Annotated in this window: 18 protein-coding genes; 17 read left to right on the top strand and 1 reads right to left on the bottom strand. The window is 60.3% G+C overall.

Annotation, left to right across the window (positions count from 1 at the left end; genetic code table 11):
* Nucleotides 1-120: 120 nt before the first annotated feature.
* Nucleotides 121-2,712, bottom strand: coding sequence for a DNA mismatch repair protein MutS (mutS, locus tag QU606_RS10195; RefSeq protein ID WP_024073729.1), 2,592 nt, complete (start codon nucleotides 2,710-2,712; stop codon nucleotides 121-123).
* A 198-nt stretch (nucleotides 2,713-2,910) separates the two neighbouring features.
* Here mutS and QU606_RS10190 point away from each other — a divergent pair, with 198 nt between their 5' ends.
* The 17 genes from QU606_RS10190 (at nucleotide 2,911) to QU606_RS10110 (ending at nucleotide 13,805) form a co-directional block, all read left to right on the top strand.
* A complete protein-coding gene (locus QU606_RS10190) occupies nucleotides 2,911-3,645 on the top strand; it encodes an XRE family transcriptional regulator (protein ID WP_024073730.1) in 735 nt (244 codons plus the stop codon).
* A 594-nt stretch (nucleotides 3,646-4,239) separates the two neighbouring features.
* Nucleotides 4,240-4,584, top strand: a complete 345-nt coding sequence (locus QU606_RS10185; protein ID WP_168232394.1) for a phage holin family protein — start codon at nucleotides 4,240-4,242, stop codon at nucleotides 4,582-4,584.
* A 21-nt stretch (nucleotides 4,585-4,605) separates the two neighbouring features.
* Nucleotides 4,606-5,121: a hypothetical protein gene (locus tag QU606_RS10180; protein WP_024073733.1), complete on the top strand. Its 516-nt coding sequence runs from the start codon at nucleotides 4,606-4,608 to the stop codon at nucleotides 5,119-5,121.
* A gap of 3 nt (nucleotides 5,122-5,124) precedes the next feature.
* Nucleotides 5,125-5,736 carry a phage baseplate assembly protein V gene (locus QU606_RS10175; RefSeq protein ID WP_024073734.1) on the top strand — a complete coding sequence of 204 codons (612 nt, stop codon included), beginning with the start codon at nucleotides 5,125-5,127 and terminating at the stop codon, nucleotides 5,734-5,736.
* A gap of 9 nt (nucleotides 5,737-5,745) precedes the next feature.
* Entirely contained in the window at nucleotides 5,746-6,078 is a 333-nt protein-coding gene (locus tag QU606_RS10170) for a phage baseplate protein (RefSeq protein ID WP_024073735.1), read from the top strand.
* On the top strand, nucleotides 6,075-7,070 hold the full coding sequence (locus tag QU606_RS10165; RefSeq protein ID WP_304998357.1) for a baseplate J/gp47 family protein: 996 nt from the start codon (nucleotides 6,075-6,077) through the stop codon (nucleotides 7,068-7,070). The genes QU606_RS10170 and QU606_RS10165 overlap by 4 nt, the downstream gene beginning before the upstream one ends.
* Nucleotides 7,067-7,696: a phage tail protein I gene (locus QU606_RS10160; protein WP_304998356.1), complete on the top strand. Its 630-nt coding sequence runs from the start codon at nucleotides 7,067-7,069 to the stop codon at nucleotides 7,694-7,696. Before QU606_RS10165 ends, QU606_RS10160 begins: the two co-directional genes overlap by 4 nt.
* Nucleotides 7,697-9,016: a phage tail protein gene (locus QU606_RS10155; RefSeq protein WP_024073738.1), complete on the top strand. Its 1,320-nt coding sequence runs from the start codon at nucleotides 7,697-7,699 to the stop codon at nucleotides 9,014-9,016. It abuts the gene before it with no gap.
* On the top strand, nucleotides 9,016-9,381 hold the full coding sequence (locus QU606_RS10150) for a phage tail assembly chaperone (protein WP_024073739.1): 366 nt from the start codon (nucleotides 9,016-9,018) through the stop codon (nucleotides 9,379-9,381). Before QU606_RS10155 ends, QU606_RS10150 begins: the two co-directional genes overlap by 1 nt.
* A gap of 64 nt (nucleotides 9,382-9,445) precedes the next feature.
* Nucleotides 9,446-9,646, top strand: coding sequence for a hypothetical protein (locus tag QU606_RS10145; protein ID WP_024073740.1), 201 nt, complete (start codon nucleotides 9,446-9,448; stop codon nucleotides 9,644-9,646).
* Nucleotides 9,647-9,648: 2 nt separating this feature from the next.
* Nucleotides 9,649-10,815, top strand: a complete 1,167-nt coding sequence (locus QU606_RS10140) for a tail protein (RefSeq protein WP_024073741.1) — start codon at nucleotides 9,649-9,651, stop codon at nucleotides 10,813-10,815.
* Nucleotides 10,815-11,321, top strand: coding sequence for a phage major tail tube protein (locus tag QU606_RS10135; protein ID WP_024073742.1), 507 nt, complete (start codon nucleotides 10,815-10,817; stop codon nucleotides 11,319-11,321). Before QU606_RS10140 ends, QU606_RS10135 begins: the two co-directional genes overlap by 1 nt.
* A 49-nt stretch (nucleotides 11,322-11,370) precedes the next feature.
* A complete protein-coding gene (locus tag QU606_RS10130; protein WP_304998355.1) occupies nucleotides 11,371-11,943 on the top strand; it encodes a phage tail assembly protein in 573 nt (190 codons plus the stop codon).
* On the top strand, nucleotides 11,940-12,065 hold the full coding sequence (locus QU606_RS10125) for a hypothetical protein (RefSeq protein ID WP_024073744.1): 126 nt from the start codon (nucleotides 11,940-11,942) through the stop codon (nucleotides 12,063-12,065). The genes QU606_RS10130 and QU606_RS10125 overlap by 4 nt, the downstream gene beginning before the upstream one ends.
* Nucleotides 12,066-12,071: 6 nt before the next feature.
* On the top strand, nucleotides 12,072-13,217 hold the full coding sequence (locus QU606_RS10120; RefSeq protein WP_069075366.1) for a hypothetical protein: 1,146 nt from the start codon (nucleotides 12,072-12,074) through the stop codon (nucleotides 13,215-13,217).
* Nucleotides 13,217-13,600: a phage tail protein gene (locus tag QU606_RS10115; protein WP_304998354.1), complete on the top strand. Its 384-nt coding sequence runs from the start codon at nucleotides 13,217-13,219 to the stop codon at nucleotides 13,598-13,600. The genes QU606_RS10120 and QU606_RS10115 overlap by 1 nt, the downstream gene beginning before the upstream one ends.
* Nucleotides 13,593-13,805 (top strand): tail protein X, encoded by a 213-nt coding sequence (locus QU606_RS10110; protein WP_069075367.1) that lies wholly within the window; start codon nucleotides 13,593-13,595, stop codon nucleotides 13,803-13,805. The genes QU606_RS10115 and QU606_RS10110 overlap by 8 nt, the downstream gene beginning before the upstream one ends.
* Nucleotides 13,806-13,811: the final 6 nt, after the last annotated feature.

Genomic DNA, 13,811 nt, shown 5'->3' with positions numbered 1-13,811 from the left:
CGGCAGCGAAACCCCTTATGGTGGGGCTCGCGAGGTTCGAAAGCGATAGTCTGCGGACCAGGCTAAAAGCCCGCAGCATCCCAAACCGCGCGAGATAATATCAGCTTGCAAGCGTCTGCGTTAGACCCGTGTCTTCAGTGTATAGAGCATTTCCAGCGCTTTTCTCGGCGTCAAGTCGTCCAGGTCAAGCTTTGCCAACTCCTCCAGTACCGGATGGGGCAGGGTGGCGAACATATCACTCTGGTGTGGCGCGCTGGTTTTGCTGTTGGTTTTTTTCGGGCTCGCGACCACGGTTTCGTGGGGCAGGGCCGTGGCCTCCAGGCGGCTGAGGTGCTCGCGGGCGCGGGCGATTACGTCGTTGGGCACGCCCGCCAGTTGCGCCACGGCCAGGCCGTAACTCTGGCTGGCCGGCCCTGGCAGCACATGGTGCAGGAACACGATGCGCTCGTTGTGCTCGGTGGCATTGAGATGCACGTTGGCCACTAACGGCTCGCTTTCCGGCAACACGGTCAGTTCGAAGTAGTGGGTGGCAAACAGCGTATAGGCGCGCAGGTGCGCCAGGCGTTCGGCCGCCGCCCAAGCCAGGGACAGGCCGTCGAAGGTACTGGTGCCGCGACCGACTTCGTCCATCAGCACCAGGCTGCGGTCGGTGGCGTTGTGCAGGATATTCGCGGTTTCGCTCATTTCCACCATAAAGGTCGAACGGCCACCGGCCAGGTCATCGCTGGAGCCGATCCGCGTGAAGATGCGGTCCACCAGGGACAGTTCGCAACTGGCCGCCGGTACGAAGCTGCCAATATGCGCCAGCAGCACGATCAGGGCGGTTTGGCGCATATAGGTGGATTTACCGCCCATGTTCGGACCGGTGATGACCAGCATGCGCGTATCGTCATCCAGCGACAGGTCGTTGGCGACGAACGGCGTGGTGAGCACCTGCTCCACCACCGGGTGGCGACCTTGCACGATGCGCATGCAGGGCTCGCTGACAAACCGCGGGCAGTTCAAGTCGAGGTTCAGCGCGCGTTCGGCAAGGTTGCTCAGTACATCCAGCTCTGCCAGGGCAGCGGCGGTGTCCTGAAGCGGCGCCAGTTGGCTGATCAGGTCTTCAAGCAGGTTTTCATAGAGCATCTTTTCCCGGGCCAGGGCGCGACTCTTGGCCGACAGCGCCTTGTCTTCGAATTCTTTCAGCTCTGGCGTGATAAAGCGCTCAGCGCCTTTGAGGGTCTGGCGACGCTGGTAATCGATGGGCGCCGACTCGGCCTGCTTGCTCGGCAACTCGATAAAGTAGCCATGCACGCGGTTGTAGCCGACCTTGAGGTTGGCCAGGCCGGTGCGCGCTTTTTCGCGGGCTTCCAGGTCGATCAGGAACTGCCCGGCGTTTTCGCTCAGGGACTGCAACTCATCCAGTTCGCTGTCGTAACCGGTCTTGAGTACGCCGCCATCGCGGATAATCGCCGGCGGGTTGTCGATAATGGCCTTTTCCAGCAGCGCCGCGAGTGCCGGGTAGGTGCCGGCTGTGACGGCGAGTTGTTGCAGGTGGGGCGTGTCCAGCTCGGTCATTGCCACTTGCAACTGCGGCAGCGCGCTGAGCGCGTCGCGCAGGCGTGCCAGGTCACGGGGCCGCGCATTACGCAGGCCGATCCGCGCCAGGATGCGCTCGATATCGCCGATTTCCTTGAGCTGCGGTTGCAGCTTTTCAAAGCGATAGCCGTCCAGCAGGCAAGTAATCGACGTCTGGCGCGCTTGCAGGACGGTCAGGTCGCGTAGCGGGCGGTTCAGCCAGCGGGTCAGCAGGCGGCTGCCCATGGCGGTCTGGCAGCGGTCCACTACCGATTGCAACGTGTTGTCGCGACCACCGGCCAGGTTAGTGTCCAGCTCCAGGTTGCGACGGCTCGCGCCATCGAGCACCACAGTGTCGTCCAGTCGCTCATGACGCAGGCTGCGCAAGTGCGGCAGGGCGGTGCGCTGGGTTTCCTTGGCGTAGCTGAGCAGGCAACCGGCGGCGCCGATGGCCAGGGTCAGGGTTTCACAGCCGAAGCCCTTGAGGTCTTGCACCGAGAATTGCTGGCACAGGCTTTTCAACGCCGAATCACGCTCGAAATCCCACGGCGCGCGACGCTTGGTCCCACGACGCTTTTCTGCCGGCAAGTCTTTTGGCCAGTCATCCGGGATCAACAACTCCACCGGGTTGATGCGCTCCAGCTCCGCCAGCAGGTTCTCCCAACCTTTGATCTCCTGCACGCTGAAGTTGCCGCTGGTGATATCCAGTACGGAAAGGCCGAACAAACGCTCATCGCCCAGGACGGCGGCGATCAGGTTGTCACGTCGCTCATCCAGCAGCGCCTCATCACTCACCGTCCCCGGCGTAATAATGCGCACCACCTGACGTTCAACCGGCCCCTTGCTGGTAGCTGGGTCACCGATCTGCTCGCAGATCACCACCGACTCGCCCAGCTTCACCAGTTTGACGAGGTAGCCTTCCAGCGAGTGGTAAGGAATCCCACACATCGGAATCGACTGCCCTGCCGACTGCCCGCGCGCGGTCAGGGTGATGTCCAGCAATTTGGCCGCCTTCTTCGCGTCTTCATAGAAGATCTCGTAGAAGTCGCCCATGCGATAGAACATCAACTGATCAGGGTGCTGGTTTTTCAGGCGCCAGTACTGCTGCATCATCGGGGTGTGGGAGGACAGATCGGACGTGTTTTTACTCATTGGATAGTAGGCAAATTCGTTGAAAGTGGTGGGGCAAAGGGGGCGCTCGGCCCAGCATTTTTTGCGATGGGCGCAAGGTTAACACGCGAGGTCCGGGGTTCGCAGGTCGCAAGCGGGTAGGCGCGGCGGCATGGCATGTGCATAAAATATGCAAATTAGCATTTGCAAACCCAAAAAACTCCCGTCACTATCCGCGTTATGCAAAAACGCAACGTTTCTATCGTCTTAAGAGAGCTGCTGGACCGCGACCGGATCTCCCCCACGGAGCTTCACCGGCGTACCGGCGTGCCTCAATCCACACTGTCCCGGATCCTCAGCGGCAAGATCGTTGATCCGTCGGACAAGCATATTTCCCGCATCGCCGAGTATTTTCGCGTCAGCACCGACCAACTGCGCGGGCGCGCAGCCGTGGGTGCTTTGCGTGATGATGGACGCGACCCGATGCATTCGGAACTCAAGGACATAAGCCTGTGGGATGACGACACCCCTGTGAATGACGACGAGGTGTCGATCCCCTTTCTGCGCGAGGTTGAATTGGCTGCTGGATCAGGAAGATTCGTCATCGAAGAAAGTGAGAAGGCCAGCCTGCGTTTTGGAAAGCGCAGCCTGCGGCATAACGGTGTGCAGTTCGACCAGGCCAAATGCGTGACGGTACGCGGCAACAGTATGTTGCCGGTGTTGCGCGATGGCGCGACGGTGGGGGTGAATGCGGGCAAGAGCGCCATTGGAGACATCGTTGATGGCGACTTGTACGCCATCAATCACAACGGCCAACTGCGGGTGAAACAGCTCTACCGCCTGCCTTCCGGGATTCGCCTGCGCAGTTTCAACCGCGATGAGCACCCGGACGAGGACTACAGCTTCCAGGACATCCAGGATGAGCAAATCAGCATCCTGGGTCATGTGTTCTGGTGGGGCATGTACGCCCGTTAACCACCTTGTGTAAGACAAAGCCCGCTATCGAGCGGGCTTTTTTTCGCCTGCACAAAATCGTCAAACCCTTTGCCCATAAGGCTGAAAATGCATCTATGCATTTCTTTGCTGAAAATAAATGCATTTGTGCATTGACTGTATATGCATACATGCATATTCTTTGTTCCAAGCCAGCCAACAAGGCTTGGTGGAGGCGGCAAGGATGCTGCCAAGGAAGACAAGGAAGGCACGCAACATCGGCAAGGACGCCATCAGAGCGATGGCAAGGATGCCAGGTAACACCGGCAAGGATGCCGACGCTCTTTAGTGACACCGCTTCAACGAACAGGCAGCGATGAATCGGCCTCAACGGTTCAGAGGGTTGGCAACTGACCCGGGTGTGCAGCGTAAAGCACCAGAAGCAGTTATCCGGCAGACAGGGATCGTGGTCGGAAAAACATCGAGGAAAGGTCCGTACCGCGCCAGTAGCGCCGAAAGACCGAGGACCGCATTACTGAAAAGCCCGGGTAACCGGGCTTTTTGGAATGCCTACCTACACATGGAATTACCCAAGCGCCGGCACTCTGCCGGCATTGTTCAACCAGGAGGCGTGACATGACAAACGAGCAGCAAGCGTTAGCGGAAATGCCTATCTGGCTGGTGGTCGTACTGGCCCTGGTCGGCGGGGTCTCCGGCGAAATGTGGCGCGCCGACAAGGAGGGCGCGCGGGGCTGGTCGCTGGTGCGGCGCCTGGCCCTGCGGTCGGGAGCATGCATGGTCTGCGGGGTGTCGGCATTGATGCTGTGCTACGCCGCGGGGATGTCGATCTGGACTGCCGGCGCCATTGGTTGCCTGACCGCCATGGCGGGGGCCGACGTTGCCATCGGCCTCTATGAACGCTGGGCGGCCAAGCGCATCGGGGTCAACGAGACCCCGCCTTCCCGCCCGGATCAGCCGTAACCGTTGCAAGGACGCGACTACATGACACTTATCGAAAAACCTTCCCAGCTCCCCGTGGCGATTGGGGAAGCGCTCAAGCGCGCCTTTCCACTATTGCGCGTCGGCAATCATCAAGACTTCCAGGGCGCCAGCGACCGAACCGGTGTGCTGATTACCGTGGAGCGCAACGGCCCCGACGTTCGCTCCTTTGAAGGGCGCAAGGCCCACGCCTTGGCGGTTTCACTCCGCGTCACGGTTGCCAGCGGGGCTACTGCTTTTGACGCCTGTGACCTGGCCAGCCAATTGATGGACCTGGCGTTGGATAACCGCTGGGGCCTGCCGCCTGATCAGTGCGACCTGCCCACGGCCATCGTCGCGGCACCGACGGTACTCACCGGTAACGAAACGGACTACGACAGCTGGACCGTGTCCTTCACCCAAAACCTCTATTTCGGCCCGTCGCTGCTCGAAGATCCCACAGGTACGCCGTTGTTTGCCTGCACCTGGGAAGTCTCGGACATCGACGATCCGGATCAATATCGCCCGTTGCAGGAGTAGGCCATGTTCGACGCATTGTTACGCATGCAACTGGGGCCGATTATCGAGCGCCTGGCGGAAATGGAAGCCCAGCTCGAAGACCTGTATCGACGCGCGGATAGTTTCTGCCGCATTGGCGTGTGCCAGGAGGTCGACGCCGCCGGCAATACCTGCAAGGTCAGCCACGGTGAGTTGCTCAGCCCGGCGATCCGCTTCTTCAACCCCAGTGCCGGGGCGCAGAGCGAAACCCGCATTCCTTCCGTGGGGGAGCAATGTCTGTTGCTCAACTATGGCGGTGGAGAGGGCGGTGCGCAGTCTGTAGCCCTCTTCGGCCTCAACAGTAGCTTGTTTCCGCCGGTCTCCAGCGTTGCGTCATTGACCCGACGCCGTTATCAGGACGGTACCCAGAGCGATTACGACGACGCCAGCCACACCTTCAACTGGGCCAACGGCCCCACGACCCTCAGCGGTTCCCGCGAACAGGTCGAGGTGAAAGTCGGCCCCGCCACCCTGCAAATGACGGCCGATCACATCGCTGTGCAACTCGGTGCCGTCGGCCTGCTGCTGGACGCTGGCGGTGTGCACTTGAGCGGCCCACTGGTGGATCACCAGGGCCGTGTGATCAGCAGCGCATAAGGATTTGCCATGATCGGAATCGATAGGAACACCGGGGCAGCGGTCGATGACTGGCTGCAATTTGTACAGCGTGCCACCCGAGCGCTGACCACCCCCGTGGGCACTCGCCAGAAGCGCCCGTTGTACGGCTCGCTGATCCCGCAACTGCTCGGCCAGAACCTCGGTGACGATCTGCTGATCCTCGCCCAAAGCCACGCCGCGCAAGCGTTCTACACCACCCAGAACGGCATCGCCGATTTCCAACCCCAGGTCATTGTCGCCACGCGCCAGGGCGCAGGTTTATTGCTGCGTTTTGCCGGTACCTGGAAAAACCGCCAACAATCCTTCGAGGTCGTGACATGAGCATGCTGATCCCTGGCCAGAACCAACTGGCGGAGCCGGCGATTATCGCGGTCGATGAATTCGAACCGCTGCTGGCGGAGTTCAAGGCGTTCGTCGTCGACTACGTCGCCACCCGCGCGCCGCAAACCGCAGCCAAGCTCAAGGTCAGCCTCGATAACGAAAGCGAGCTGCTGACCCTGGCCCTGGAAGCGTTTTGCGTGCGGCTGCAAACTCATGAGCGCAAATACAACGCCCGTATCAAGCAGATGCTGGCGTGGTGGGCCACCGGCAGCAACCTGGATGCGCGCCTGGCCGACATGGGCCTGGAGCGCCAGGTGCTCGACCCCGGCGACCCGGCCGCCTTCCCGCCGGTGCCACCCACCCTGGAAAGCGACGACGATGCGCGCCTGCGCTATTACCTGGCACCCCATGCGCCAGCAGCGGGTTCGCGCATGCAGTACCGCCGCGAAGTGTTCACCCTCGGCGAGCGGCCGTCGGTCAAGGTGCAGAGCGCCACGCCGGGCGTGGTGACCGTCACCTACACCTTCGATCCGGACGGCTACGCAGCCCAGGTCAAGGATGGCAACGGGCGACGTACGGCTCCTGGCGAAGTGATGGTCACCGTACTGTCCAGGCAAGGGGATGGCACACCTTCCGCCGATTTACTTGACGGTGTGCGGCGACATTTCGCACGGCCGGATGTACGACCGGAAACCGATCTGGTCACCGTGCAGGCTGCGCAGATTCAACGTTACAAAATTCGTGTGGTGGCCAAGATCAATGCCGGACCGGATTCGGGCCTGACTCAAGTGGCTGCGCAGCAACTGCTGCAAACCTACGCCGACTCCTGTCATCGCCTGGAAGGCCGGGTCGACCCAAGCTGGATCGACTACGCCATCCACAGCGCCGGCGCGGCGCAACTGCACATCCTCGAACCGCTGGAGCCGATCATCAGCACGGCGTTCCAGGCCCCGTATTGCACGGGTGTCGAGGTGGAGGTGCGCACGCTATGAGGGATCCCAAAGCAAGCCTGTTGCCGGTCAACAGTTCGCCGCTGGAAAAGGCGTTGGACCTGGGGTTTGGCTATTTGCTGGAGCGCGTTACCCCACCGTTTCCCGAGCTGATGGACCCGGCCCGTACACCCGCGGCGTTCTTGCCTTACCTGGCGGCAGACCGCGCCGTCAACGAATGGAGCACCACGGCCCCGGAGACCGAGAAGCGCTTGACCGTCAAACTCGCCTGGCCCACTGCGCGCCAGGCGGGCACCCGCCAAGCCCTGGAAAACGCCGCCAGGGGCCTGCAACTCACGCCCGAGGTGCGCGCCTGGTACGAGCAGGAACCGCCGGGCGTGCCCTACAGCTTTGCCGTACGGGCCTGGACCGAATTGCCCTACGGCGAGGTTATCGATGCCCGACTCGACCGCCGCCTGGCCGATGCCAAAAGCGAGCGCGACATCCTGTCGATCTCCGTGGGCCTGAGCGCCTTTGGCCGTCACAGCATAGGTGCCGCCACGCTGTGCGGTGAACTGACCACGATTTATCCCAACGTGCTGGCAGGGGTCGAGGCCTCGGGGCGCGCCTTTATGGCGGCCGGTCTCTACACCGTCGAAACCACCACCCTTTATCCACAGGAGCACTAAATGGCTGACTATTACACCCTGCTTACCAACGCGGGGATCGCCTACGAAACCGCCTGCAAGGCTGCCGGCGTACCGATCAAGCTGGCGCAGATTTCCGTCGGTGACGGCAACGGCGCCGTCTATAACCCCGACGCCAGCGCCAAGGCCCTTAAACGCGAAGTCTGGCGCGGGCCGCTGAACGCGCTATTCCAGGATGAGAAAAACGCCAACTGGCTGATGGCCGAAGTCACCATCCCGTCGGATGTTGGCGGCTGGTATGTACGCGAGGCCGGGCTGTGGACGGATACCGGGATCTTGTATGCGATCGTCAAATACCCGGAGTCGTATAAGCCGGTACTGGCGACGTCGGGATCGGGGAAAGAGTTTTATATTCGCTCGATTTTTGAGACGAGTAATGCGTCGATCGTGACGTTGTTGATTGATGACACCGTGGTGAAGGCGACGCGGGCTTGGGTGATGGATTACCTGGGCGAGCAACTGGCGAAGGGGACTTATACCAAGGCTGAGATTGAGGCGATGATTGCCAAGGCTTCGGCGTTGCCGGTGGGGGTTATGGTGCCGTTTCCACTGGGGACGGTGCCCCCGGGGTATTTGGAGGTGGATAACAGTCTGTTCAAGGATGACCTTTATCCGGATCTTGCGGCGTATTTGGCGAAGAGGTTTAACGTTACTGGTGATGCGGTGGGTTACACACGGTTACCGGAGTCGCGAGGGGAGTTTTTTCGGGGATGGGATCATGGACGCGGTATGGACCCTGGTCGAGCGGTCGGCAGTTACCAGGCTGATGCGTTCAAGAGTCATACCCATACGCCTCCAAATCAAACAGGAATCAGCTCTGCATCAGTCCCGACTGGCGCCAAGTCTCTCGGAGGCAATAATTACGACACGCTCTACAACGTAGGTTTTACAGGCGATACGGAGACCCGACCGCGTAACCTGGCAGTGATGTGGTGTATTAAGGCTTGGAACGCGCCAATCAATCAGGGATATATTGATATTGCAGCTTTGGAAAGTCAGATACGAGAACTCAGCCGCACACTAACAAATCAATTCAAGACAATATCTGATGTTAAGGCATCTAGGGCGATTAACGTCACCTATACCAATGCCACAGAAAGACCCCTCTACGTCAATATTGCCTTTGTTGCTACTGCCGTAAACCAAACTGCTTCAATTGTGGTTGATAGCACTTTGTTTATAGGGTCTTCATTTCCGAGCGCCGGTTTAAGTATGGCGATTTCCGCAATTGTTCCAGCAGGCTCCACTTATAAAGTCCCGTTGGGTAGCTACACTATTAACACATGGACGGAAATGCGCTGATGAACTATTTCATTAATGAAATTGGAGAGATATTTGCTTTTGATCAGGGAGTAAGTGCGCCTGATGGCTTTCGCAATATCTCGGAAGCCGAGGCTATGGCGCTGGCTGCCGGCCCCTCTCCTGCTTTTGATCTTGTAGTTGTTGAGCGAGCATGGCGTGATGATGAGTTGTTGGCGGTGACATGGCTGCGTGACCGTCATCGTGATCAGTTAGAAATGGAGGCGTCTACAACGCTTTCTGATGAGTACTTCATGCAGTTGTTGGTCTATATCCAGGCTCTTCGCGACTGGCCTCAATCGCCCAATTTCCCTAAAGCCGAACTTCGTCCAGTTGCTCCAATCTGGCTCGCTGAGCAAACCGAATAAACCCCATTCATCTGCCCCCCCAAACCGCCCTTCGCGGTTTTTTTTCGCCTGGAGATTCTCTCTTATGCCCACCCGCCAAACCTACACCGTCCTCATCCCATTCCCCACCCACGCCGGCCACTGGTCCGTCGTCGGCGAGGAATTGGACCTGCTGGACATCGAAGCATCCGCCCTGCGCACCGCTGGCCGCCTGGAACTGACCAGCGTGCTCGCCGCGAAGGACACCACCCCGGCCAAAAAGGCCACCACCAAGAAGGCTGACTAATCATGGCTGAGGTTTTGAACTTCGAGCACAACGGCATCACCGTGAATGCCACTGAATCCCCCGAGGCCATGGGTGGCCTGGGTGACAACGTAATCGGCCTGGTCGGCACCGCGCCGAATGCCCATGCGTCGATCCCGAAAAACGCGCCGTTTCGCATCAACAGCTTCACCACCCAGGCGCTGCTGGACCCGACCGGTGCCGAGACCGGCACGCTGTTCCATGCCGTGTACCAGATCCTCAAAGTGGTGAAGGTGCCGGTCTATGTAGTGATCGTGGAGGAGGGCGCGACCCCGGCCGATACCGTCAACAATGTGATCGGCGGCAACGAGCCGGTCACCGGTCGCAAATTGGGCCTGGCGGCACTGGCCAGCGTGCCGGAAGACTTGACCATCATCGGCGCCCCAGGCTTCACCGGCACCAAGGCGGTGGCCGGTGAGTTCGCCGCGTTCGGCAAGCGCATCAAGGCCCGCGTGGTGCTGGATGGCAAGGACGCCTCGGTGGCCGACCAGGTGACCTACAGCGGCGAACTGGGCGGTGCCGACCTCGGTTTCGACCGTTGCCTGCTGGTGCACAACATGCCGTCGGTGTACTCCAAGGCGGCGAAGAAGAATGTGTTCCTATCGCCGTCGTCCCTGGCCATTGCGGCGTTGGCCAAGGTCAAGCAATGGGAAAGCCCAGGCAACCAGGTGACGTTCGCCGAGGATGTTTCCCGCGTGGTCGAGTACAACATCCTCGACACCTCCACCGAGGGCGACCTGCTCAACCGATACGGCGTGAGCTACTACGCCCGCACCATCCTGGGCGGTTTTTCGCTGCTGGGTAACCGCTCCATCACCGGCAAGTTCATCAGCTACGTCGGCCTGGAAGACGCGATCAGCCGCAAGCTGGTCAAGGCCGGCCAGAAAGCCATGGCCAAGAACCTCACCAAGTCCTTCATGGACCAGGAGGTCAAGCGCATCAACGACTGGCTGCAAACCCTGGTTGCTGACGAAACCATCCCCGGCGGCAGCGTATACCTGCACCCGGAACTGAACAGTGTCGAGAAGTACAAGAACGGCACCTGGTTCATCGTCATCGACTACGGCCGCTACGCGCCGAATGAACACATGATTTATCAACTCAATGCCCGCGATGAAATCATCGAGCAGTTCCTGGAGGACGTTCTCTAATGTTTACCAACCGAGTCAGACAGGCCATCGCGGCCACCCTTCAAGGCCTGCCGTTGTCCGCGACGGTGGAGGAGTTCACTCCGCCGAAGATCGAGTTCGACATGGAGCCCATGTCCGGCGGGCGCTTTATCGCCGAGGAAATGGCCAAGAGCGGCAAGGTGCTCGGCGCCACGCTGGTGCTGCAAGGCGCCGGCCCGGAAGTCATGCTGGCCCTGGGCGTGCGCCTGGGTGATGACATCCTGCTGAACGTGCGCGAAGCCGGCCAGGACCAGGACGGCAAGACCTACTTCACCTATCACACCGTCGGCGGCAAGCTCAAATCCCTGGCCGAGGCGAAGCTGAAGATGGGCGACAAGCCCACCACCACCCTGGAGCTGTCCTGCCGCACCTACAACCGCTTGGAAAACGGCATTCCGGTGATCGACATCGACGTGCGCACCCAGAAGTTCGTGCTCAACGGCGTCGACATTCTCGGTGATGCGCGCCGTGCTGTGCTGATGCCTTAACCCTTGGGGGCGGGAGTGCTCGCCCCCTATTTCACCAAGGAAGAGCCCCATGGCCTGGATGCCACCGCTGCACCTGCTGCTGTCCCCGATCACCACCGATACCGGCGCGGTGATCGACAAGATTCAACTCAAGCCGCTGTTCTACGCTGCGCAAAAAGAAGCGCTGGCCCGGGCCGGTGACGACGAGGACGACCAGTTTTTCGAACTGGCGAAACTCGCCACCGGCCTGTCGGAAAAAGAGCTCGACCAGCTCAAGCGCCCGGACTACGTCAGCATCGCTCAGTACGTACACGAAATGTCGACGCGCCCTGCGTCGTTCTTTCTGGATGAGCGCCAGGAAGTGAGCCACGATGAGCCTGTCCACTTGCTGCTGCCTTTCGAGGCCGCCGGTCGCACCCTGACCGAGTTGCCTCTGGAAATGCCTGCGCTGCGCGCCACCAAGGTGATGAAAAAACTCGCCACCAACAAAGAGCGCGCCGAGTTCATCACCGCTCACTGCACCGGCCTGATGATCCCTGACCTTGCCGGCCTGACCGTGCCCGATTGGACCGAATTGCAGGAGCGCATCGACGATTTTTTAAATCAACCGGCGGCCTTCTTTCGCAACGCGACATCGACGTGATCCTCGATGTGGTGCCGCTGGTGTACTCGGTCAATGAAGCGGAGATCCTGGAGTGGGACGCCGCCAAAGCATTGCGCCGCTACGACATTGCGATCACTCGCCTTGGCGTTAAACAGGAGTAGAGCGGGATGCAAGAGACTAAATATGGGATCAAGCTCGCCCAGGAAGACTACCGCTGGATGATCGGCGACGCGGATCTAGGCAATGTGCTTGCACCGTTTTCCACAAGCGCTGTGGCGCCCGTGAGCCTGGATGCCGCAGCGCAGCCGCCGTTGGAGCTGCGCTCTGCGTTGGTCACACTTAGTGTGGATATCAACGCATTGACCCAGGAGCAGGTGCGGCTGCGTGAGGCGTTGGAGGCGCTCAACAGCACATTGTTCATCAATGGAAATTCCCTGGCGCCCAAGCAGGCCGACGTCACCGCGAGCGCGCCGGAAGAGAAGGCGAAGGAGCCCGCCGATGGTCCTGTGATGAGCGCGATCAAGGAGTCTGGAGACGAATTGTGGGACGCGTTCAAAAGCAAGCTCGCCGAAAAAGCCATTGATTTTGTCGCAGGTTCCCTTGGCAAGGTGTTCAAAGGGCGCAAAAACATCAGCGGGCGTAATACAAGATTACGTCGCCTGTTCGAGCAACCCGGCCAGGCTTTGGGCGGCTCGCCAATGGGTTTTCATTCGGGAGCGCCCTCACAAAACTATCCAGCTTTTGCCATGGCTAACCCGCCAGCGTCCGCGGCCAACCTGCCCTCGGGGGCCTTGACCGATGCCCTTGGCAAATTCGAATCCCTCGGCATCCGGCGGCTTGGGCCATTTAGGGTCGCCGAAGCCTCCCTGGACGTGATCCAAGGTGTACGCAACGGCGATGCACATGCCATCGGCTCAGGCCTGAGCACCGCCGGTGGCGCCTGGGCCGGCGCCTCCGCAGGTGCGGCCATTGGCACGATGGTTTTCCCTGGCGTTGGCACCGCTGTCGGCGGCGCAATCGGCGGCCTGCTGGGCAGCGAGGCAGGCGCTTGGATCGGAGGCAAATTGTTCGGGTCAAGTGATCGTCTGCCAACACCCGGTGCGGTGAGTAAGGAACTCAGCAGTGCGCGCACGGACAACGTGCAAGTGACCCTCGCCCCGAGTATCCAGATCACCGGCGTTAACCCCGCCGATGCCCAGCAGGTCGTCAACCAGGTGATCCAGGCGCTGCAGTTTCAGTGTCTGCCGATGTTCAGCGACGCCCTCGGCATCCGACGCAATGCAGCACTGGCCGATTCTCCTGGAGGTGATTGATGCGACAACAAATGGTGCTCGGCGACTTTATTTTCGGTTTGTCTCGAGGATTTGCCTATTCCTCGTTGGTCCGTAACGGCGACGGTGGCTGGAGTGACCTGGCTATTATTGCCAGCAAGTCGCAGTCGCGACAGAGCGGTCAGAAACTGGAAAAACTCACATTCAGCGGCACGGCCATGTACGGCGTAGGCATGCAGCGCCTGGACGAATTGCGCGCGCTGCAAAATGCGCGGGCGCCGTTGCCCCTGGTTGATGGCATCGGCCGTAACTGGGGCTTGTGGCGGATCAATTCGATCGTGGAAACGCAGAGCAATGTGATCGATGACGGCACCGCCATGGTCATGGCCTGGACGCTGGAGTTGGAGGAATTCGTCAATGCGTAGAGTGCGAAGTATCGCCGGTGATTCGGTCAACCTGTTGCTTTATCGGGAATTGGGTCGTTGCGATGACGCGGCGGAAGAAACCCTTTGGCGCCTGAACCCCGAGCTTGCCGAATATGGCCCGGTGCTACCGGCCGGCGTGTGGGTGATCGTGCCTGAAATGCGCGCGCGGCCGGTGGCGGTGCGCCCCGTTTTGGCCTGGGATTAAGGAGGC

This window comes from Pseudomonas sp. OVF7, from assembly GCF_030644265.1.
Lineage (GTDB): Bacteria > Pseudomonadota > Gammaproteobacteria > Pseudomonadales > Pseudomonadaceae > Aquipseudomonas > Aquipseudomonas gorinensis.
This window is presented reverse-complemented; position numbering and strand designations above follow the sequence as displayed.